This is a genomic window from Bradyrhizobium sp. BR 10261 (assembly GCF_019455395.1).
GTDB classification, from domain to species: domain Bacteria; phylum Pseudomonadota; class Alphaproteobacteria; order Rhizobiales; family Xanthobacteraceae; genus Bradyrhizobium; species Bradyrhizobium manausense.
Genome location: NZ_JACOFQ010000013.1, coordinates 167226 through 187802, shown reverse-complemented (window position 1 = coordinate 187802; position 20577 = coordinate 167226). Strand labels below are relative to the sequence as shown.

Here is a 20577-nt window from a genome sequence, read left to right as displayed (position 1 = left end):
GATCTCCGGCGGGCCGTTTTGTTTTCAGGTCCTTGTCGCCTGCCAGGTGCCGCTGCACTGGTCGCCGGAGATGACGCCCCTCCAGGAGCCGGCCCCAGCCGTACCGCCGAGCCGGCCACCACCGCTGGCGTGGGAGGCGCCGACGGACACCTGGACCGCGACGGCGCCGCCGCGGTTGACGGTGCCGGACACGCGGCCGCCGCCAGCGGACGACACCCGGTTGCCCGTGACGGTGAAGGGGACGCTGTAGCCCGAGCTGCAGACGCCGCGGGTGGTGGCGAAGGTGACGTTCCAGACGCCGTCATAACCGCCGATGCGGGCATCGGCGCTCGATGGAACGGCAGCCGCAGCGAGCACGGCGAACAGTGCAAGGTGGCGCGGGCGGGCGACAACAGACAAAATCGATAGAGAGAAATAGGCCATTTTGGTCCTGCTCCGAACGGGACGGCATGAACGATGGGGTAGTGACCCCCAATAGTCGGCGAGCAGCTTTGGCCGGTTCATCGTTGCCTTCTGGCCCGTTCTCTGTCATAAGCCCGGCCTTCATCGCCCGGCTGATTTAGGGCTGCCGTGGCGGTGTTTCGTGCGGGTTTCGCGCTTTGTCGCAAAAACCTGAGCACAATCAACGCTCTAACGAGCATTTTTGACGGCCAGACCGCCTTCGCGGGCGGATTTCTTTGGCCATTAGGAGAGCCAAATGCCCAAGCTGAAGACCAAATCGGGCGCTAAAAAGCGCTTCAAGGTGACTGCCACCGGTAAAGTGATGTTCGCCCATCGCGGCAAGCGTCACGGCATGATCAAGCGGACGAAGAAGCAGATCCGTCAGCTCCGCGGCACCGCTGTGCTGTTCAAGACCGACGGCGACAACGTCAAGAAGTACTTCTTGCCGAACGCCTGATCGCGTCCAAGGACGTCGAAGATCGATGCCATCTCTGCCGCGTCCTTCGCGGCAATCCGAAAACAAAGTCATCTCTGAAGGATAATTGTCATGTCTCGCGTCAAACGCGGTGTGACCGCCCACGCCAAGCACAAGAAAGTCTACAAGGCCGCCAAGGGCTTCTACGGCCGCCGCAAGAACACCATCCGCGCTGCCAAGCCGGCCGTGGAGAAGGCCCAGCAATACGCCTTCCGCGACCGCAAGCGTAAGAAGCGGACATTCCGCGCGCTCTGGATCCAGCGCATCAACGCTGCCGTCCGTCCGTTCGGCCTGACCTACAGCCGATTTATCGACGGTATGGCCAAGTCCGGAATCACCGTGGACCGCAAGGTGCTGTCGGATCTGGCGATCAGCGAGCCCGCGGCGTTCCAGGCGATCGCCGAGAAGGCCAAGGCGGCACTGGCTGCCTGATCAGGCTAGCGGGGCTTCGTGCCCGCAGCCTTCAGCGCGCGCTCAGAGTAACGCTGGGCGACCTCCGCCCGGCAGAAAGCCGTGAACGAGATGTACATGGTACCGGACTTGTTCCGGTACTTGATGTCGCATGCGTGCATCTCGCTCTTGTACGCCTGCGTTTGCGCGGCACTGAGGCCCGGCTTGAAGTCCGCCTCGCACTTCTTTTCGACGGCGGCGCCGAGCTGGACATCGCCGCTCGCGGTCAGCGCGCAGTCCTGAGCCAGCTTCATCGCACTTTGGCAGCCCTTCTGGGCCCCGATGGCGTCCACGACCTCGTCCAAGGTCATGGATGTGTCCATACAGACGATGGCGCGCGCAGGCGTTGCGGCGACCGACAGGACGATGGCGGTAGCGGCCAGACAGCATTTCGAAAGCATCACAAAGTCTCCTCGCATCCTGTCTTGGTGCCCGTCCCCCGCGCGAGGTTCAACCCAGCCGCTCGAGAAGCCGAAATGACCGGCTTTTTGCTTGACGTTACGCCCTTCGGGCGGCGACAACCCAGCCGAATTTGGAGCCAAGGATTTGACTGTGTCCGACCTCGCAACGCTCGAAACATCCATCCTCGACCAGATCGCCGCCGCCGGCGATGAAGCCGCGCTCGAAGCGGTGCGCGTCGCCGCCCTCGGCAAGAAGGGCTCGATCTCGGCGCTGCTGGCGACGCTCGGCAAGATGTCGCCCGACGAGCGCAAGACGCAAGGAGCCGCGATCAACCAGGCCAAGGACAAGGTCACCGAGGCGCTCGCCGCACGGCGCGACGTGTTGAAGTCCGCGGCGCTCGATGCGCGGCTGGCGTCCGAGACCGTCGACGTCACGCTGCCGCTGCGCGATGCGCAGGCCGAGGCCGGCCGCATCCATCCGCTGAGCCAGGTCTGGGACGAGCTGACCACGATCTTCGCCGACATGGGATTCTCGGTCGCCGAAGGTCCCGATATCGAGACCGACGACTACAATTTCACCAAGCTGAATTTCCCGGAAGGCCATCCGGCGCGCGAGATGCACGACACGTTCTTCTTCCATCCGAAGGAGGACGGCTCGCGCATGCTGCTTAGAACCCACACCTCGCCGGTGCAGGTGCGCACCATGCTGAGCCAGAAGCCGCCGATCCGCGTGATCTGCCCGGGCCGCACCTACCGCATCGATTCGGATGCGACCCACACGCCGCAATTCCACCAGGTCGAAGGCCTCGTCATCGACAAGCATTCGCATCTCGGCCACCTCAAATGGATCCTGCACGAGTTCTGCAAGGCATTCTTCGAGGTCGACCACATCAACATGCGCTTCCGCCCCTCGTTCTTCCCGTTCACCGAGCCGTCGCTGGAAGTCGACATCCAGTGCCGCCGCGACAAGGGCGAGATCCGCTTCGGCGAGGGCGAGGACTGGCTCGAGATTCTCGGCTGCGGCATGGTGCATCCGAACGTGCTGCGCGCCTGCGGCATCGATCCCGACGAGTACCAGGGCTTTGCCTGGGGCATGGGCATCGACCGCATCGCCATGCTGAAATACGGCATCGCCGATTTGCGCCAGCTGTTCGACAGCGACGTCCGCTGGCTGAACCATTACGGCTTCAAGCCGCTGGAGGTGCCGACGCTGGCGGGAGGGCTGAGCTCGTGATGGCCCTACTCGGACAAGCGAAGACTCTCTCCGTTCCCTCCCCCCTTGTGGGGGAGGGTCAGGGAGGGGGGTAGCCGCGGATGCCGCACGCAGTTGTGAGCGAACGTCAGCGCAGCCGGGCGAAGCAACTTTGCCGGACGATGACGCGCGCTGAAACACTGCTGTGGCGCTACCTGAAGGCCAATCGCATCGACGGTTTGGGCATCCGCCGTCAAACGCCGATCGGAAACTACGTTGCCGACTTCGTCTGTTTCTCCTCCAAACTCATCATCGAGCTTGACGGAGAATCGCACGACTTTGAAGGGCGGCAAAAGGCGGATCAGCGTCGCGACGCGTTCTTCGCGGCTGAGGGTTTTCAGGTTCTTCGGTTCACCAACGAACAGGTGATGTCGAACCTTGAGGGAGTTGTTGAAGCGATTCGCCAGGCAGCCTCTGCCGGCGCCCGCGGCTCACCCCCCTCCCTGACCCTCCCCCACAAGGGGGGAGGGAACACTGAAACCGACCAAAGCAATTCAACCGACAAGAGCCGAGGCACACAGCCATGAAATTCACCCTCTCCTGGCTGAAGGATCATCTCGACACCGACGAGCCCTTGGACAAGCTCGCCGACAAGCTCACCATGATCGGGCTCGAGGTCGAGAATATCGAGGACAAGGCGAAGGCGCTGAAAGCCTTCACCATTGCGAAGGTGATCTCGGCCGAGCAGCATCCCAATGCTGACCGGCTGCGCGTCTGCATGGTCGACACCGGCGATGGTGGCGCGCCGGTGCAGGTGGTGTGCGGGGCGCCGAATGCGCGCGCCGGGCTCGTCAGCGTGTTCTCAGCCCCTGGCACTTATATCCCCGGCAAGGACATCACGCTCGGCGTAGGCACCATCAGAGGCGTCGAGAGCCGCGGCATGCTGTGCTCGGCGGCGGAGCTGCAGCTCTCCAACGATCATGACGGCATCATGGAATTGCCGGCGGATGCGCCTGTTGGCGCTGCTTACGCCGAATGGGCCGCGCTCGGCGATCCCGTGATCGAGATCAATCTGACGCCGAACCGGCAGGACTGCACCGGCGTGCACGGCATCGCGCGCGACCTTGCCGCCGCCGACATGGGCAAGTTCAAGGACCCGACCATCAAGCCGATCAAAGGCGAATTCCCTTGTCCCGTGACAGTCACGGTCGAGGACGCCAAGCTGTGCCCGGGTTTTGCGCTCCGCCTCGTCCGCGGCGTCAAGAACGGGCCGTCGCCGGAATGGCTGCAGAAGCGGCTGACGGCGATCGGGCTGCGCCCGATCAACGCGCTGGTCGACATCACCAACTTCATGACCTATGACCGCGCGCGCCCGCTGCACGTGTTCGACGCAAGGAAGGTGAAGGGCAATCTGGTCGTGCGCCATGCCCGCGAGGGCGAGACACTGCTCGCGCTCGACGGCCGCACCTACGATCTCGATCCCTCGATCTGCGTGATCGCCGATGAGCACGGCGTCGAATCGCTCGCCGGCATCATGGGCGGCGAAGCGTCCGGCTGCGACGAGACCACCACCGATGTGCTGATCGAATCGGCGCTGTGGAACGAGATCAACATCGCCCAGACCGGCCGCAAGCTCGGCATCAATTCGGACGCGCGCTACCGCTTCGAGCGCGGCGTCGATCCGGCCTTCATGGTACCCGGGCTCGAGCTAGCCACCAGGCTGGTGATGGAGATGTGCGGCGGCACGCCGTCGGAGAACGTCGTGGTCGGCAAGGCCTTCGGCGACGACCGCATCATCGATTTCCCCGTCACCGAGGTGAAGCGGCTCTCCGGCATCGAGGTGCCGATGCCGGAGATGAAGCGCATCCTCACCCATCTCGGCTTCATGATGGCGGGGCAAGGTCCGGTCGTGAAGGTCGCGGTGCCCTCATGGCGCTCCGACGTGCATGGCAAGGCCGATATCGTCGAGGAAGTCGTCCGCATCTACGGCGTCGACAAGGTGCCGATGACGCCGTTCGAGCGCGGCGAGGACGCGCGCAAATCGGTGCTGACGCCGCTGCAGCTGCGCACCCGCCGCGCCCGGCGTGCGCTGGCAAGCCGCGGCATGACCGAGGCGGTGACATGGTCGTTCATCACGAAGGCCGCGGCACAATTGTTCGGCGGCGGCCAGCGCGAGCTGGAGGTGGCCAATCCGATCGCCGCTGATCTCTCCGACATGCGGCCGAGCCTGTTGCCGGGCCTGGTCGCTGCCGCGCAGGCCAATGCCGATCGCGGCTATGGCGATGTCGCGTTGTTCGAGGTCGGCCAGGTCTTCAGGGGCGATCGCCCGCAAGACCAGTTCATGGCGGCGAGCGGCGTGCGGCGCGGCCTGGCTTCGTCCGAAGGTCTCGGACGGCACTGGACCGGCTCGGCACAGGCCGATGTGTTCGACGCCAAGGCCGATGCGCTCGCGGTGCTGGCAGCAAGCGGCGCACCGATGCAGGCGCTGCAGGTCGTCGCCGGTGGTCCGGCCTGGCTGCATCCGGGTCGCTCCGGCACGATCCAGATCGGGCCGCAGAACGTGCTCGGCACTTTCGGCGAGATGCATCCGCGCGCGCTGGAAGCGCTCGGCGCCGATGGTCCGCTTGTGGTGTTCGAGGTGATCCTCGACCGCATTCCGGAAGCCAAGAAGAAGCCGACCCGCGCCAGGCCGCTGATCGAGCTCTCGGCATTCCAGCCTGTTACGCGCGACTTCGCTTTCATCGTCGACCGCACGGTCAAGGCCGGCGACATCGTCCGCGCCGCGCAAGGCGTCGACAAGAAGCTGATCACCGGCGTGAACGTCTTCGACGTCTACGAGGGCAAGGGCATCGACGACGGCAAGAAGTCGGTCGGCATCGCGGTGACGATCCAGCCGCGCGAGAAGACGCTGACCGATCAGGAGATCGAGGCCGTCGCCGCCAAGATCGTGGCTGATGTCGCGAAGAAGACCGGCGGCACGTTGCGAGCATGATGCCCCGGAATGACAGGGCATGAGCATCACCGACTTCCTCCCCAAGGACGTCAGCCTCACCATCGCGATGGCGCTCTGCGCCATCGCTTTCGTTTCGGGCACCGCGCGCGGCTTCTCCGGTTTCGGCTCGGCGCTGATCTTCATGCCGCTTGCGAGCAGCGTCGCGGCGCCGCGCCTGGTCGCGGCTCTCCTGCTCGTCATCGACTTCGTTGCCGCCGCGCCGCTGCTGCCTGATGCCTGGCGGAAGGCGGATCGCAAAGCGACCGCGGTGATCGTGCTGGGCGCGCTGGTCGGCGTCCCCCTCGGCACCTATTTCCTCAGCGTGCTCGAGCCCGTCACCACGCGCTGGATCATCTCCGGCTTCGTCGCAGCGCTTCTTCTGCTGCTGCTGTCGGGCTGGCGCTACCGCGGCAAGGACCACGTCTGGCTCTCTGTCGGCATCGGCGGTCTCTCCGGCTTCTGCAGCGGGCTTGCGCAGACCGGCGGTCCGCCGATCGTCGGCTACTGGCTCGGCCGGCCCATCGCACCGCTGGTCGCCCGCGCCAATATCCTGCTGTTCTTCGGCGCCTCGGATTGCTTCTCGATGGTCAGCTATGCCACGACAGGCCTGATCTCGCGCGAGTCGCTGGTGCTGTCGCTGATCGTCGGCCCGGTCTATGCGCTCGGCGTCGCCTTCGGCGCCTCGCTGTTCGGCCGCGCCAGCGAGACGGTGTTTCGCAGGATCTGCTACGCCCTGATCGCGATCGCGGTGATAACTGGGCTGCCGGTGCTGGACAGGGTATTGCGGTAACCACCCGCTATCGTCCCGGCGAAGTTTGTTGCGGCCTGATTGCCTCTGCCCCTATTACCGCGGCGCCCGCCGGCGCTTCGTCGATTGCGTCGGCACGTCGGCCGGCTCGTCCCTGATCGCGCCGATCTTGCGGAGCGCTGCGTCTGCGGCGCGCTCGCCGCTGTCCCAGGCACCGTCGACGGTGCCCCACAGCGTCTCATGCGTCGCTTCGCCGGCGAGGAACACATTGCCGATCGGCTCGGTCAAAATCTTTCGCGAGAGCTGGCCGCCGGGCGAGGACGCCGACATCGCGCCCATCACATAGGGCGAGGCGTTCCAGCGCGTCGCGGCGGTCTTCTTCACGGCGGCCGCCGCTTCGCTGCCGAACAGTTTTGTGATCCATTCCTTCGCGAAGGCCGCCATCGCGCTTTCGCCCTGCGCCGAGAGATCGCGGCCGAACGAGCCGCCGACGTCGATCGAGCACAGCGACGATCCGCCGATATTGGCATACATCAGCGCGGTGCGCGTCGAGTTGCTCTGCTCGATCAGGATGTCGTCGCGCGACAGCCCGAGCGGATTGCCCGGCAATTGCACCACGATGTGATCGTAGCTGCCGAGCGTGAGCTTGGACGCCGCATCCAGCGTGCGCTTGGGAATATCGGGCGCGAACTTGATCGCACCTGACATGAGCACATTGGTCGAGATAGTGACGATGGCCGCGCGCGCGGCGATCTTGCCGGCTTGCGTCTCCACGCTGACATCCCGGTTGCTCCAGACGATCCGGCTCGCCGGCGTCGACAGCACTGCCGGCACCTGCTGGCCGAGCCTGGCGATCAGGGTGCCGAGACCCTGGCGGCAGGCGATCGGGGCATTGCGGTCCTGCGCGCGCGCCTTGTCGATCGCCGACAGTTCCTTCAGATCCTTGCCGGCAAAGCCCGCGCCGAGCAGGAACTCCGCCGCGCCCGCCCAATCGCCGAGATCCTTCGGCAGCACCGACGCGCATGACGCATCGAGCTTGCCGCGAGCGGCCTCGTCGATCGCCCTGTTGGCGCGCACCAGCGCCGCCAGAAACTCCTCGGTCTCGCCCGCACGCGCATTGCGGCGGCCGATGCGCATTTTCTGGCCCGACGGTGCCGGAGAGACATCGAGCCCGGCGCTGCGCGCGAGCCGGATCATTGGGTTGGTGTCGGGATTATGCATCCAGCGTGCGCCGCGATCGAACGGCGCGTCGAAGGTGGAGCTATCCGTGACGCAGCGCCCGCCGATCTGCGATGCCGCCTCCACCACCACGACCCTGCGATTGGCCGCCATGACGCGCCGCGCCGCAGCGATGCCGGCCGCACCCGCGCCAATCACGACAATGTCAGCCTCGCGCGGCAGGGGCGCCGCCGTCGCGCGCAGGACCGGCGCGGACATAAAGGCCGCCGACGCCGATAGGAAGCTGCGGCGCGTGATTGTCATGTCATGGTTTCCGGGGACTTGCGGCGAACGGGAACAGCCGGCGAACCTTGCCGCATCTGATGTTGCGCAGCAACCTTCATGGTGAATCAATCGTGCTTGAACTCACAGAGGTCATGAACTGAATTGCAACAGGTTTCGACCATGATACAGATGGAAAAAAAGACGGCCAGAAAGGCCCCGGGGGAGTTCATGGGGACGGTCCTAGATTCAGTCGGAAAGGTGATAGCCGCATACCTCTCGAAAGAGGTGCCGGGCTATGAGCCGTTCACACCCAGCGACCCCGAGCATCTGCGCGGCGTGATCCAGCCCGGCGACGTCATGCTGGTCGAGGGCAACAACCGCATCTCCGGCATCATCAAATATCTGACGCAGTCGACCTGGTCGCATGCCGCGCTCTATGTCGGCCCGGTCGAGGGCGCGATCGAGCCCGACGGCGAGCCGCATGTGCTGATCGAGGCCAATATCGGCGAGGGCGTCACCTCCGCGCCGCTGTCGAAATATTTCCCCTACCATACCCGCCTCTGCCGGCCGGTCGGGCTGTCCTACGAGGACCGCAACACGGTCTGCCGCTATGCGATCAACCGCATCGGGTTCGGCTACGACACCAAGAACATCCTGGACCTGATGCGTTTCCTGTTCCCGCTGCCGGTGCCGCAGCGCTGGCGGCGGCGCATGATCGCGCTCGGTTCGGGCGACCCGACCAAGATCATCTGCTCGGCGCTGATCGCGCAGGCCTTCGACGCCGTGCGCTATCCGATCCTGCCGAAGATCACCAAGGCCGGCAGCCGCGCCGCCCGCCGCGAGATCCTGCACATCCGCGATTCCTCGCTCTACATGCCCCGCGACTTCGACATCTCGCCCTATTTCGAAGTGGTCAAACCCACCATCGTGCACGGCTTCGACTACACAGCCCTGCACTGGGCCGACAAGCAAAAGCCGCTCGAGGAGGTAGCGGGCTCGTTCGGTGTGTTTCCAGAAACGTTCCGTGCGCCGCCGCTCGTTCCTGAAGCGATTGACGAAGAAGCGCAGGCTTCGGCTGAGCAAGTGAGCCAGCAGCATGTGCCGCTGCTGAAGAAGCTGGCGATGTATCACCCGAGGCGCCGCGGCCGCGCGAGAGAGCGGGCGGCGTAATCGTTGTCGTCCTGGCGAAGGCGCCTCAACCACCGTCATTGCGAGCGCAGCGAAGCAATCCAGCATCCCTCCGCGGGAACAGCCTGGATTGCTTCGCTGCGCTCGCAATGACGAGGATAAAGCTACCGCTCCGCCCGTCCGATCACCGCCATCAACTCCGCGATCTTCTCGCGCTGGTCCGCCTTGTCGCCGCTGGCGATCGCGTGCTCGACGCAATGGGCGACGTGATCCTTGAGGACCTCTTCCTCGACCCGGCGCAGCGCGGCACGCACCGCCGAGATCTGCGTGACGATGTCGATGCAGTAGCGGTCTTCCTCCACCATTTTCGACAGGCCGCGAACCTGGCCTTCGATCCGGCCGAGGCGTTTTCCGACAGATGCCTTGATGTCCTTGCGCATGGGGCATATATACCCCTACCGGGTATAGGTTGCAAGGCGGGAGTGCTGGAATGAGCGGCGCGGATCACGGGCATCATCACAACGGGGCAACTCAGTCCGGCTGCGGCTGTTCCAGCAAGGCTGCTGCGCCGGCCACCAGGCCTGCGGCCTCGGCCTGCTGCGGCGGCCAAGGCGATCATGCCGGTCACGCCCAGCATCATCACGACCAGAGCGGAACGGCTGCGAAAGTGCTCGATCCCGTCTGCGGCATGAGCGTCGATCCCGCGACGTCGAAACACCGGTTTGAGCATCAGGGCGAGACCTTCCATTTCTGCTCGGCCGGCTGCCGTGCCAAATTCGCGGCCGATCCCGCAAAGTATCTTGCCAAGGAGAAAGCGCCCGAGCCCGAGATGCCGGCGGGTACGATCTACACCTGTCCGATGCATCCCCAGATCCGCCAGGTCGGGCCGGGCAATTGCCCGATCTGCGGCATGGCGCTGGAGCCTGAGGTCGCGAGCCTCGAGACCGGGCCCAACCCCGAGCTCGCCGACATGACGCGGCGGTTCTGGATCGGCGGCGTGCTGTCGCTGCCGCCCGTGGTGCTGGAGATGGGCGGCCATCTCGCCGGTCCGCACAACTGGATCAATCCAACATTGTCGAACTGGATCCAGCTGGTGTTCGCAACGCCCGTGGTGCTCTGGGCCGGCTGGCCGTTCTTCGTCCGCGGCTGGCAATCGCTGCTGACGCGCAATCTCAACATGTTCACGCTGATCGCGATGGGCACCGGCGTTGCCTACGTCTACAGCCTGCTCGGAACCCTCACGCCACAGATCTTCCCTGAAACATTCCGCGGCCATGAAGGCGCGGTCGCCGTCTATTTCGAAGCGGCCGCCGTCATCACCGTCCTGGTTCTGCTCGGCCAGGTGCTGGAGCTGCGCGCCCGCGATGCGACATCGGGTGCGATCAAGGCGCTGTTGCAACTTGCACCCAAGACCGCGCGGCGCGTCGATGCCGATGGCAGCGAGCACGAGGTCGAGATCGATACGTTGCACGCCGGAGACCGATTGCGCGTTCGTCCCGGCGAGAAAGTGCCGGTTGACGGCATCATCCTGGAAGGACGCTCCTCGCTCGATGAGTCGCTGGTGACAGGCGAGTCCATGCCTGTCACCAAGGAGACTGGCGCCAAGGTGATCGCGGGCACGCTCAATCAATCCGGCAGCTTCATCATGCGCGCCGACAAGGTCGGCCGCGAGACGCTGCTGTCGCAGATCGTGCAGATGGTCGCGGACGCGCAGCGCTCGCGCGCGCCGATCCAGCGGCTGGCCGATCAGGTCGCGGGCTGGTTCGTGCCGGCCGTCATCGTCGTCGCTATCGCCGCGTTCGTGGCGTGGGCCTGGTTCGGGCCGGAGCCGCGACTGGCATTTGGCCTCGTCGCCGCCGTCAGCGTGCTGATCATCGCCTGCCCCTGTGCGCTCGGCCTTGCGACCCCGATGTCGATCATGGTCGGTGTCGGCCGCGGCGCGCAGGCGGGCGTGCTGATCAAGAACGCCGAGGCGCTGGAGCGGATGGAGAAGATCGACACGCTGGTGGTCGACAAGACAGGCACGCTGACCGAGGGCAAGCCCAAGGTGGTGTCGATCGTGCCCGCATCAGGCTTTGCCGGGGATGACATCCTGCGGCTTGCAGCCAGCGTCGAGCGCGCCAGCGAGCATCCGCTGGCCGATGCGATCATGCGTGCGGCGAAGGAGAAGCAGCTGGCGCTGAGCCAGGTCGAAGGGTTCGACTCGCCGACCGGAAAGGGCGCGGCGGGCAAGGTCGACGGCAAGAGCATCGTGCTCGGCAACGCAAAATATCTGACATCGATCGGTATCGACACCAAGGCACTCGACAGCGAGGCCGAGCGGCTGCGCGGCGACGGCGCCACGGTCATCAACATGGCCATCGACGGCAAGCTCGCCGGCCTGTTTGCGATTGCCGATCCGGTCAAGGCTTCGACCCCGGAAGCGCTCAAGGCGCTCGCGGCCGAGGGCATCAAGGTGATCATGCTGACCGGCGACAACCGCACCACGGCCGAAGCGGTGGCACGCCGGCTCGGCATCGCCGATGTGGAAGCCGAGGTGCTGCCCGACCAGAAGAGCGCGGTCGTAACAAAACTGCAAAAGGCCGGGCGCAGCGTCGCGATGGCCGGTGACGGCGTTAACGACGCGCCGGCGCTGGCCGCGGCCGAGGTCGGCATCGCCATGGGCACCGGCACTGACGTGGCGATGGAAAGCGCTGGCGTCACGCTGCTGAAGGGCGACCTCACCGGCATCGTCCGCGCACGAAAGCTGTCGCAGGCGACGATGAGCAATATCCGGCAAAACCTGTTCTTCGCCTTCATCTACAACGCCGCCGGCATTCCGATTGCCGCCGGCATCCTCTATCCCGCCTTCGGCGTGCTGCTGTCGCCGATCATCGCAGCCGCCGCGATGGCGCTGTCCTCGGTCAGCGTGGTCGGCAACGCGCTGCGGCTGCGTGTGACGCGGCTGTGAGATGAAGGTGCTCTCCCTCGCCCCGCTTGCGGGGACAGGCGAAGATCACGCCGCCTTCGCTGCGCTCCCACCCGGCAGACCGGCCCGCGCCACACCGCCGTAAAGCTGCTCGTTCGGCATTTCTTCGCTCAAAATCCTCCGCACCGGGATCAGCTTCTCCAGATCGATCCCCGTCGCAAAACCCTTGCTCTCGCACAGGAACACCAGGTCCTCGAACACGACATTGCCGGTCGCGCCGGGCGCGAAGGGGCAGCCGCCGAGGCCGCCGAGCGAGCCATCGAGGATGCGGACGCCTTCGTCGATTGCCGCGGCGGCGTTGGCGATACCCATGCCGCGGGTGTCGTGGAGATGGATGCAGATCGGCTTGGGACCGGCGAGCTTGACCGCCGCGCGCGACAGCTCTCCGACCTGCTTCGGTCCGGCATAGCCCACGGTGTCGGCGATCGCGACGAAATCGACGCCGGCCTCCAGGCATTTGTCGACGAGGCGCAGCACCTCCGTCGGATCGACCGCGCCCGTGATCGAGCAGCCCAGCGCCATCGAGATCGCCGCGTTCACCAGCGGCTTGTGCGGGCTGGCATCGCGCAGCTCGCAGAGCCGCTTGATGTTGGCGATCGCGGACAAGCGCGAGCGATGCGCATTGGCCTGGCTGTGCTCTTCCGTCGCCGATACCACCGATGCGATCTCGCCGACACCGGATTCCAGGGCCTCGTTGACCCCGCGCTCGTTGAGCGCAAGCGCAACGCCGTGCGCGCCCGGCAGGCTCGCCACCGTCGCGACGACGTCGCGGACATCAACGAATTGGGGAAAGGTCTTTGCCGGCAGGAACGAGCCGACCTCGAAATGCCTGACACCCGCTGCATATTCCTCCCGCACCCAGCGTTGCTTGGCCTCCGTGGATGGAATTTTCTTCACGAGCTGAAGCCCGTCGCGCAGACCCACTTCGCGCAAGGCAACACGGTTCGCGGGATAAATCGTTTCGATCCGGCTCATGCGCACCTCCCAGCGGCTTTTGACGTCAACCCGTTGTTGTCGATCTCGACACGAACGGCCGATGTGTCAGCGCCGAGCGGTGCGACCTTCAGGCCCTCACCAAAATGGCTGCCGTTCCATTCGAGCGGCAGCGTCGGCACATGGAACGGCTTGCCGTCGACGGCGATGTTGGTGACGAGCCCGCCGGGCCGCAGCACATGCGGATCGGTCAGGAGATCCTCGGGCCGGTTGATCGGCGAGAAGCAGATGTTGAGCGCATCGAGCTTCTGCGACAGTTCCGCCACGTCCTGCTGCCGGATGATCTCTGCCACGCGCGGAAGGATCCGCGGCCTGGCCAGGATGCGATCGGTGGTGGTACGCAAGCTCGGGTCATCGAGAAATTCGGTGAGGCCGAACTCGCGGCAGAAACTCTGCCAATGGCCCTCCGTGACGACGCCGATGAAAATCCGCCCGTCGCCGGCGGCATCGAAAATGTCGTAGATCGGCCAGGCATGCTCGCGCTCCGGCATCGAGCGCGGCTTGTTGCCGGTCATCTCGTATTCGACCATGTGCTGGGCGACCAGGAACAGGCAGTTCTCGAACAGGCCGATGCGGATGTCGGCGCCGTCGCGTTTTCCCCCGCGCTTCTGATAGAGCGCGGCCAGGATCGCGATCACACCGAACATGCCGCCCATGATGTCGTTGGCGGAGGAGCCGACGCGCTGCGGCTTCTCCTTTGTGCCGGTCATGGCGGCAAGCCCCGACATCATCTGCACGACCTCGTCGAGCGCGGGGCGATGCTCATAAGGGCCTGACAGAAAGCCCTTGTGGCCGGCAATGATCAGATGCGGATGCCGTCGCCGCAATTCCTCGGCGCCCAGCCCCTGCTTCTCAAGCTGGCCGTCGCGAAAATTCTCCAGGAACACATCGGCAGTCTCGAGCAGCCGATGCATGATGTCCCGGTCCGCAGGTTTATCGAAGTCCAAGACGACACTGCGCTTGCCGCGGTTGAACAGCGGGAAGAACGCCGTGCCCATGCCACCGAGGGAACGGGTCTTGTCGCCGGCGGGCGGCTCGACCTTGATCACGTCGGCCCCTAACTGCGCGAGGATCATGCCGCAGGCCGGGCCCATCACCATGTGGGTCATCTCGACGACCCGCACGCCCTCGAGCGGCAATCCGGTCTCAGCCATGCGTCACTCCCTGTCCGTTCGGCCAAAAGACTAGCCCTTCGCGAGCTTTCTGAAAAATATAATCGGCCGAAGATTGCCTTCGCAGTTCCGGCGCCCGCGTCATCCTCCCTTGCCGAAGCACGCCGGCATGTCTACCTCTCGCGGGTAGTTTCGTGAGAGGTTCCCATGCTGGATGCCGCCGTGAAGGCGCTGTCGCAAATGATGTCGCCGCCGATGCGTTCGATCCTATGGCGGTCGATCGGACTGGCGCTGGTGCTCATCGTCGTGCTGGCGATCGGGTTGCAGCGGCTCCTGAGCTGGTTCGCCATCTATGGCGAGGTCTGGCTGGAGGGTCTGCTCGGGCCGAGCTGGCACGCCTCGCTGGAGGTGCTGGCCTGGATCATCTCGATTGCGGCCGGGTTCGGCGTCGTGTTCGGCAGCGTGTTCCTGATGCCTGCGATCACCTCGCTGGTGGCGAGCTTCTTCGTCGACGACGTCGCCGACATCGTCGAGCGCGAATATTATCCGGCCGAGCGGCCGGGCACGGCACTGCCGTTCAACCAGGCGATGCTCGAAGGCATCAAGACCGCGCTGCTCACCATCGTGGTCTATCTTGCCGCGCTGCCGCTGGTGTTTCTGGCCGGCGCCGGTTTCCTGATCTTCTTCCTCGCCGCCGCCTGGCTGCTCGGCCGCGAATATTTCGAGCTCGCCGCGATGCGCTTCCGCTCGCCGGAGGACGCAAAAGCGATGCGGCGCGACAATGCCGCGACAATCTTCACCGCCGGCCTCTTCATCGCGGCCTTCGTCTCGATTCCGGTCGTGAACCTGGCGACGCCGATCTTCGGCATGGCCTTCATGGTCCACATGCACAAGCGTCTGTCGGGCCCGCGGCCCGAGCTGATCGAGCCGGCGCGGCAGATGCGGTAACGATCCTCTCCCTCTCCTGCAAGCGGGAGAGGTGTCGGGGCGCTACGCGATCTTGAATCCGTACTTCCGCAACACCTGCCCTGGCGCGAGCGGCGCCAGCATGAACGGGCCAGGTGGAGCTTGTTGCTCACACCGTCTTCTCCGGCCAGCGGCAGAGATCGTTGATCAGGCATACCTCGCAGCGCGGCTTGCGCGCGAGGCAGGTATAGCGACCGTGCAGGATCAGCCAGTGATGGGCATGCAGCATGAACTCGGCCGGGATCACCTTTTCGAGACCAAGCTCGACTTCGAGCGGCGTCTTGCCCGGCGCAAGACCGGTGCGGTTGCCGACGCGGAAGACGTGGGTGTCGACCGCCATGGTGTGCTCGCCGAAGGCCATGTTGAGCACGACATTGGCGGTCTTGCGTCCGGCGCCCGGCAGCGACTCGATCTCGGCGCGCGTGCGCGGCACCGCACCGCCGAAATCGCTGAGCAGTTTAGCCGACAGCGCGATCACGTTCTTGGCCTTGGTGCGATAAAGGCCGATGGTCTTGATGTAGTCGCGCAGACGCTCCTCGCCGAGGTCGAGCATCTTTTGCGGTGTGTCGGCGATCTCGAACAAGGCGCGCGTCGCCTTGTTGACGCCGGCGTCGGTCGCCTGTGCCGACAGCACCACGGCCACCAGCAGCGTGAACGGGTTGACGTGCTCGAGCTCGCCGCGCGGTTCGGGATTGGCTTGTTGGAAACGCCTGAAGACCTCCCGAACTTCCGCTGGCGTCCAGGGTTTTGTCGCCTTGAGCGAAGTCTTCGCCGGCGCCGATTTCTTGGGAGAAGGCTTTACGGAAGGTTTGGGCTTCGCCGGCTTTGCCTTTTTCTTCGGCGCAGCCGCTTTGTGCGGGGCCGGCTTGCGGGTGATTTTCGCCATGATCGGGATATACTGAGAGACGATGAGCACAGGCAACGAAATTGAGCGCCAAGAGTCTGGCCAGGAATCTGAAGGTCATGCCGAACGGCAGATCTTCTCCGCGCTGCTGACGCCGCACCGCTCGCTGAACCGCACCGGCTTCCTGGCCGTGATGCTGTTCCTGAGCGTCGTCAGCTTCGTCACCGGAATTGTCTTCCTGATGCAGGGCGCCTGGCCGGTGCTCGGCTTTTTCGGCCTCGACGTGCTCGTGGTCTGGTGGGCCTTCAAGGTCAATTTCCGCACCGGGCGGGCGCGCGAGGAGATCACCGTCACGACGTCGGAGTTGCGCGTGCGGCGCATCAGCCATCACGGCCAGGTCGCCGAATGGACCTTCAATCCGCTCTGGGTCCGGCTCGACATGGAGGTCGACGAGGACTTTGGCATCGAGCACCTCTATCTGATCTCGCGCGGCCATCACATCCAGATCGCGCGGTTCTTGGGGCCGGACGAAAAGGCAAGTTTCTACAAAGGCTTGATTGAAGCCCTGAACGCCGCCAAGCGCGGCCCGACCTACAACCCGGTGACCTGAACCCAGTCGGAAATCGGGTGGTTTCGCGCCCCTGCCGCGCCTACATTTCCGCTCATGATGACACTCGCCATACATGACCAGCGCCTGGCCAAGCCGGGCCCCCAGAACGCCGCGCTGCGCGACTATGATTCGGTGCGCCGGGCCATCGCGTTCATCTCGGAAAACTGGCGCGCGCAGCCGACCATCGAGGCGATGGCGGATGCGGCCGGCGTCACGGCGGATGAGCTGCATCATCTGTTCCGCCGTTGGGCCTCGATCACGCCGAAGGCCTTCATGCAGGCGCTCACCCTCGACCACGCCAAGGGTCTGTTGCGGGATTCCGCCAGCATTCTCGATGCGGCGCTCGATTCAGGCCTGTCGGGTCCGGGCCGTCTGCACGATCTCTTCGTCACCCACGAAGCGATGTCGCCGGGTGAATGGAAGAACGGCGGCGCGGGGCTGACCTTGCGCTTCGGCTTCCATCCGTCTCCCTTTGGAACTGCGATCGTGATCGCGACCGATCGCGGCCTCGCCGGCCTCGCCTTCGCCGACCCCGGCGACGAGAAAGCCGCCCTTGCCGACATGACGCGGCGCTGGCGGAACGCAACCTATGTCGAAGACCACGACGGCACCGCACCGCTGGCGGCACGCATCTTCGACACCAAACTGTGGCGGCCGGATCAGCCGCTGCGCGTGGTCCTGATCGGCACCGATTTCGAGGTGCGGGTGTGGGAGACGCTGCTGAAAATTCCGATGGGCCGCGCGGTGTCCTATTCCGACATCGCCTGCAACATCAACAGCCCGAAGGCCTCGCGCGCCGTCGGTGCGGCCGTCGGCAAGAACCCGGTCTCCTTCGTCGTGCCCTGCCACCGCGCCCTCGGCAAGAGCGGCACGCTGACAGGCTACCACTGGGGCATCACCCGCAAGCAGGCGATGCTGGGCTGGGAAGCCGGGCAGCTGGGGATGCAATAGGCAAGATGCAGTAGGGTCGGCAAAGGCGCAAAGCGCCGTGCCCACCACCTCTCTCGGTCGCTGGCGGAGCGTGGGCACGCTTCGCTTTGCCCACCCTACGAGTATCTCGACTACCCCGCCAGATCCAGCTTCGAGGCCACCGTCGAATCCGCATTGAGCCGGTAGATGATCGGCACGCCGGTGGCGAGCTCGCGCTTCAAAATGCCTTCGGGCGACAGTTTTTCCAGCACCATGATCAAAGCGCGCAGCGAGTTGCCGTGGGCAGCGACCAGCGTGCGCTTGCCATTGAGCACGCCGGGCAGGATCTCCTGCACATAGTAGGGCAGCGCGCGCGCCAGCGTGTCCTTCAGGCTTTCGCCGCCGGGCGGCGGCACGTCGTAGGAGCGGCGCCAGACATGCACCTGCTCCTCGCCCCATTTCTTGCGGGCGTCGTCCTTGTTGAGGCCGGAGAGATCGCCATAGTCGCGCTCGTTCAGCGCCAGATTCTTCGAGGTGGGCAGGCCGGTCTGGCCGAGCTCGGTGAGAATGAGATCGAGCGTGTGCTGCGCGCGCGTCAGCACGGAGGTGAAGGCGACGTCGAACACGAGGTCCTGGGCCTTCAGCTTGCGGCCCGCTTCCTTGGCTTCTGCGACACCCTGCTCGGTGAGGTCAGGATCCTTCCAGCCGGTGAACAGATTCTTCAAGTTCCATTCGCTCTGGCCGTGGCGCACCAGCACGAGAAGACGTTCGCTCATTGCCCAATTCCGTTGCTTGCTTGGTTCAGATGTCGGTGAGGCCGAGCACGTCGGCCATCGAGTAGTGTCCGGGCTTCTTGCCATGCGCCCACAGCGCCGCCTTGAGCGCACCGTGGGCGAACAGGATGCGGTCCTCCGCCTGATGCGACAACGTCAGGCGTTCGAACGGGCCGAGGAAAGTCACGCTGTGATCGCCGGCGACGGTGCCGCCGCGCAAGGAAGCAAAGCCGATCGCGCCCGGCTTGCGCGCGCCGGTGATGCCGTCGCGGCCGCGCTCCGAATGCTCATGGTCGAGCGGGATGCCGCGACCGCTAGCTGCCGCCTGGCCGAGCATCAGCGCGGTCCCTGAGGGCGCGTCGACCTTCATGCGGTGATGGGATTCGACGATCTCGATGTCAAAGCTTTCGTCGAGCGCCTTGGCGACGCGCTTGACCACGGCCGCGAGCAGATTGACGCCCAGGCTCATATTGCCCGACTGCACCACGACCGCGCGGTTGGTGACGCTTTTGATCACGGCATTGTCGGAGCCTGACAGCCCGGTTGTGCCGATGACATGAACCAGCCCGCGCTCGGCCGCGATCGCGACATTGGCAATGGTTGCGGCCGGCACGGTGAAATCCAGAATGCCGTCGGCATCCTTCGACATCGCCCAGAGATCGGCGGACAGCTTGATGCCGTTTTCCGGCAGGCCGGCGAGCACGCCGGCATCCTTGCCCAAGAGCTCCGAGCCTGGTGCCTCCAGGGCGCCTGCGAGCACCGCGCCTTTGCTGTCGGCAATCGCCCGCGTCAGGGCGCGGCCCATCCGTCCGCCGGCTCCAGCAACAATCAGGCGCATGTCTGGCATGGTGTGATCCTCTCAGGCGCCGTTGTAGCGGCGGGATGCAGTTCCGGCAACCGAGGGGATCGCGCAGGGGCGCCTGCGGCCATCCTTCGAGACGCCCGCCTGCGGCGGGCCCTCAGGATGAGGTCGGAGTACGTGGCAGCAAATTCGACGGGTGCCGACATCGCTTAACCTCATCCTGAGGAAACCGCTGGAAGAGGTCGTCTCGAAGGACGAGGCGCGCGCGCCGATCCCGCCTCAGCCGTCCTGCGGCTGCGGGCCGTCGTAGCCTTCGATGATGATGAGGTCGGCGATCGAGTGCGGCTGGCGCACCTTGATATTGGCCTGATATTCCGGCGAATTGTAACAGGCGATCGCGGTCTGGTAATCAGGGAATTCGATCACGACGTTGCGGTTGCGGCTGCCGCCTTCGACGGTGGTGAACTTGCCGCCGCGGACCACGAAGCGGCCGCCCCATTTCTTGAAGATCGGACCGTTGGCGACGGCATAGGGCTTGTAGCCCTCGTCATTGCTCACGTCGACGCGCCCGATCCAGTAGCCCTTTGCCATTGTTCTTCTCTCTTGTTTTTGATGGTTAGCCGAGCGCCTGGGCAATCTCGGCGTGGATCGCTTCAGCTGTTGCCTTTGGGTCCGAGGCTTCCACCACCGGCCGCCCGACGACGAGATAATCCGCCCCTGCGGCAATCGCGCGGCCGGGCGTCATGATGCGCTTCTGGTCGCCGATAGCCGCACCCGCGGGACGGATGCCTGGTGTGACGAGGTTCATCTGCTGGCCGACGATCTTGCGCAAGCCTTCGGCCTCCTCGGGCGAGGACACGAGACCGTCGATGCCGAGGGCCTGCGCCTGCTGCGCACGCGCCTCGACCAGTTCGGAGACGCCGAGCCGGAAGCCTGCCGCACGCAGATCGTCGTCATTGTAGGAGGTCAGCACCGTCACGGCGAGGAGCTTCAGCTTCGACGAGCCGCGGCCTTCGACGGCGCCCTTCATGGTCTGTGGATAGGCGTGCACGGTGAGGAAGGTCGCCCCCAGCCTGGTGATGCTCTCGACGCCTTGCGACACCGTGTTGCCGATGTCGTGCAGCTTGAGATCAAGAAAGACCTTCTTGCCGCCGTCGGCAAGCTTGGTAACCAGCGGCAAGCCGCCGGCATAAGCGAGGCGATAGCCGATCTTGTAAAATGTGACGCTGTCGCCGAGCCTCGCAATCATCGTCTCCGCGGCATCGACGCTAGGCAGATCGAGCGCGACGATCAGGCGGTCTTTCGGGGCGATTTCGGCTGGCGTCATGTC

The 20577-nt window shown here is 65.1% G+C and carries 22 protein-coding genes; 11 read left to right on the top strand and 11 right to left on the bottom strand.

Annotation, left to right across the window (positions count from 1 at the left end):
- Window positions 1-24 precede the first annotated feature (24 nt).
- Window positions 25-423, bottom strand: a complete 399-nt coding sequence (locus tag HYH07_RS17835; RefSeq protein ID WP_220003702.1) for a hypothetical protein — start codon at window positions 421-423, stop codon at window positions 25-27.
- A gap of 274 nt (window positions 424-697) precedes the next feature.
- Between HYH07_RS17835 and rpmI the strand changes: the two genes are divergently transcribed.
- Together rpmI and rplT are read left to right on the top strand one after the other, a co-directional pair.
- Complete coding sequence (rpmI, locus tag HYH07_RS17830; protein ID WP_008143958.1) at window positions 698-898, top strand: 50S ribosomal protein L35; 201 nt, start codon at window positions 698-700, stop codon at window positions 896-898.
- 90 nt (window positions 899-988) lie between these two features.
- Window positions 989-1348, top strand: coding sequence for a 50S ribosomal protein L20 (gene rplT / locus HYH07_RS17825; RefSeq protein WP_027561620.1), 360 nt, complete (start codon window positions 989-991; stop codon window positions 1346-1348).
- 5 nt (window positions 1349-1353) lie between these two features.
- Here the strand turns inward: rplT and HYH07_RS17820 are convergent, their stop codons facing one another.
- Window positions 1354-1767 (bottom strand): hypothetical protein, encoded by a 414-nt coding sequence (locus HYH07_RS17820; protein WP_220003701.1) that lies wholly within the window; start codon window positions 1765-1767, stop codon window positions 1354-1356.
- 151 nt (window positions 1768-1918) lie between these two features.
- Between HYH07_RS17820 and pheS the strand changes: the two genes are divergently transcribed.
- From pheS to HYH07_RS17800, 4 genes are all read left to right on the top strand, one after another.
- A complete protein-coding gene (pheS, locus tag HYH07_RS17815; protein WP_212424203.1) occupies window positions 1919-3001 on the top strand; it encodes a phenylalanine--tRNA ligase subunit alpha in 1083 nt (360 codons plus the stop codon).
- Window positions 3002-3081: 80 nt separating this feature from the next.
- Window positions 3082-3546 carry an endonuclease domain-containing protein gene (locus HYH07_RS17810; RefSeq protein WP_220003700.1) on the top strand — a complete coding sequence of 155 codons (465 nt, stop codon included), beginning with the start codon at window positions 3082-3084 and terminating at the stop codon, window positions 3544-3546.
- Window positions 3543-5951: a phenylalanine--tRNA ligase subunit beta gene (gene pheT, locus HYH07_RS17805; protein ID WP_220003699.1), complete on the top strand. Its 2409-nt coding sequence runs from the start codon at window positions 3543-3545 to the stop codon at window positions 5949-5951. The genes HYH07_RS17810 and pheT overlap by 4 nt, the downstream gene beginning before the upstream one ends.
- A gap of 19 nt (window positions 5952-5970) precedes the next feature.
- Entirely contained in the window at window positions 5971-6741 is a 771-nt protein-coding gene (locus tag HYH07_RS17800; RefSeq protein WP_220003698.1) for a sulfite exporter TauE/SafE family protein, read from the top strand.
- Window positions 6742-6795: 54 nt separating this feature from the next.
- On the opposite strand, the gene HYH07_RS17795 is transcribed toward HYH07_RS17800, so the two are convergent.
- Window positions 6796-8181: an NAD(P)/FAD-dependent oxidoreductase gene (locus HYH07_RS17795; RefSeq protein WP_220003697.1), complete on the bottom strand. Its 1386-nt coding sequence runs from the start codon at window positions 8179-8181 to the stop codon at window positions 6796-6798.
- A 189-nt stretch (window positions 8182-8370) separates the two neighbouring features.
- Here HYH07_RS17795 and HYH07_RS17790 point away from each other — a divergent pair, with 189 nt between their 5' ends.
- Complete coding sequence (locus HYH07_RS17790) at window positions 8371-9312, top strand: YiiX/YebB-like N1pC/P60 family cysteine hydrolase (protein WP_220003696.1); 942 nt, start codon at window positions 8371-8373, stop codon at window positions 9310-9312.
- Window positions 9313-9434: 122 nt separating this feature from the next.
- On the opposite strand, the gene HYH07_RS17785 is transcribed toward HYH07_RS17790, so the two are convergent.
- Window positions 9435-9710 (bottom strand): metal-sensitive transcriptional regulator, encoded by a 276-nt coding sequence (locus tag HYH07_RS17785; protein WP_007598521.1) that lies wholly within the window; start codon window positions 9708-9710, stop codon window positions 9435-9437.
- A 50-nt stretch (window positions 9711-9760) separates the two neighbouring features.
- Here HYH07_RS17785 and HYH07_RS17780 point away from each other — a divergent pair, with 50 nt between their 5' ends.
- Window positions 9761-12220 (top strand): heavy metal translocating P-type ATPase, encoded by a 2460-nt coding sequence (locus HYH07_RS17780; protein ID WP_220003695.1) that lies wholly within the window; start codon window positions 9761-9763, stop codon window positions 12218-12220.
- Window positions 12221-12265: 45 nt separating this feature from the next.
- On the opposite strand, the gene HYH07_RS17775 is transcribed toward HYH07_RS17780, so the two are convergent.
- Window positions 12266-13213 carry a hydroxymethylglutaryl-CoA lyase gene (locus HYH07_RS17775; RefSeq protein ID WP_220003694.1) on the bottom strand — a complete coding sequence of 316 codons (948 nt, stop codon included), beginning with the start codon at window positions 13211-13213 and terminating at the stop codon, window positions 12266-12268.
- Entirely contained in the window at window positions 13210-14385 is a 1176-nt protein-coding gene (locus HYH07_RS17770; protein WP_220003693.1) for a CoA transferase, read from the bottom strand. The genes HYH07_RS17775 and HYH07_RS17770 overlap by 4 nt, the downstream gene beginning before the upstream one ends.
- Window positions 14386-14550: 165 nt before the next feature.
- On the opposite strand from HYH07_RS17770, the gene HYH07_RS17765 reads away from it, so the two are divergent.
- On the top strand, window positions 14551-15291 hold the full coding sequence (locus HYH07_RS17765; protein ID WP_220003692.1) for a sulfate transporter family protein: 741 nt from the start codon (window positions 14551-14553) through the stop codon (window positions 15289-15291).
- Window positions 15292-15418: 127 nt separating this feature from the next.
- On the opposite strand, the gene nth is transcribed toward HYH07_RS17765, so the two are convergent.
- Entirely contained in the window at window positions 15419-16195 is a 777-nt protein-coding gene (gene nth, locus HYH07_RS17760) for an endonuclease III (protein WP_220003691.1), read from the bottom strand.
- Between the two features lie 22 nt (window positions 16196-16217).
- Between nth and HYH07_RS17755 the strand changes: the two genes are divergently transcribed.
- Window positions 16218-16763, top strand: a complete 546-nt coding sequence (locus HYH07_RS17755; RefSeq protein ID WP_220003690.1) for a DUF2244 domain-containing protein — start codon at window positions 16218-16220, stop codon at window positions 16761-16763.
- 54 nt (window positions 16764-16817) lie between these two features.
- On the top strand, window positions 16818-17714 hold the full coding sequence (locus HYH07_RS17750) for a bifunctional helix-turn-helix domain-containing protein/methylated-DNA--[protein]-cysteine S-methyltransferase (RefSeq protein WP_220003689.1): 897 nt from the start codon (window positions 16818-16820) through the stop codon (window positions 17712-17714).
- Between the two features lie 110 nt (window positions 17715-17824).
- Here the strand turns inward: HYH07_RS17750 and HYH07_RS17745 are convergent, their stop codons facing one another.
- The 4 genes from HYH07_RS17745 to pyrF form a co-directional block, all read right to left on the bottom strand.
- The gene (locus HYH07_RS17745; RefSeq protein WP_220003688.1) at window positions 17825-18448 is read right to left on the bottom strand and encodes a 2,3-bisphosphoglycerate-dependent phosphoglycerate mutase; all 624 of its coding nucleotides are present in this window, start codon (window positions 18446-18448) and stop codon (window positions 17825-17827) included.
- 25 nt (window positions 18449-18473) lie between these two features.
- Window positions 18474-19292: a 4-hydroxy-tetrahydrodipicolinate reductase gene (dapB, locus tag HYH07_RS17740; protein WP_220003687.1), complete on the bottom strand. Its 819-nt coding sequence runs from the start codon at window positions 19290-19292 to the stop codon at window positions 18474-18476.
- Between the two features lie 234 nt (window positions 19293-19526).
- Window positions 19527-19838 (bottom strand): DUF1330 domain-containing protein, encoded by a 312-nt coding sequence (locus tag HYH07_RS17735; RefSeq protein WP_220003686.1) that lies wholly within the window; start codon window positions 19836-19838, stop codon window positions 19527-19529.
- A 25-nt stretch (window positions 19839-19863) separates the two neighbouring features.
- The gene (pyrF, locus tag HYH07_RS17730) at window positions 19864-20574 is read right to left on the bottom strand and encodes an orotidine-5'-phosphate decarboxylase (protein WP_220003685.1); all 711 of its coding nucleotides are present in this window, start codon (window positions 20572-20574) and stop codon (window positions 19864-19866) included.
- Window positions 20575-20577: the final 3 nt, after the last annotated feature.